The sequence below is a fragment of the Cupriavidus sp. 05N39 genome (genome assembly GCF_056397325.1).
Genome location: NZ_JBFTNE010000390.1, coordinates 1 through 375, shown reverse-complemented (window position 1 = coordinate 375; position 375 = coordinate 1). Strand labels below are relative to the sequence as shown.

Annotated in this window: 1 protein-coding gene; it reads right to left on the bottom strand. The window is 64.0% G+C overall.

Annotation, left to right across the window (positions count from 1 at the left end):
* Positions 1–370 (bottom strand): contractile injection system protein, VgrG/Pvc8 family (locus AC1DN0_RS41845; RefSeq protein ID WP_477146721.1); only part of this gene is annotated, 370 nt, incomplete at its 3' end.
* Positions 371–375 lie beyond the last annotated feature (5 nt).

Below are 375 nucleotides of genomic sequence, written 5' to 3'. Positions count from 1 at the left end.
GGATAGCCTCGATGATCTGGGGGGCCGTCTTGTTCTGGTAGATGCGCGTGGTCCGGACGAGTTCGAGCCGCGCGGCCAGTGGCCGGAGCACGATTTCGTAGGCGAAGAAATCGCGCGTGCGCTTCGTGCGTGAGAACGCCGATATCCACCCCGCGAACCGGCGCGGTTCGCTGCCGTCGCCGGGGTCAATGACGAAGGTCGCATCACAATTGAGGTATTCAGCCCGGTCGAGTTCCAGCGGGTGGGTTAGCCGGATCGTGACGGTATAGAGATCTCCCAATCGCTCCACTGCCTCGAACGACACCACCGACAGTTCCGCCGCGCTGGCCGCGCGCGGAATGTCCAGATGGTAAGCCTGGCGCCCGGGCATCCTTG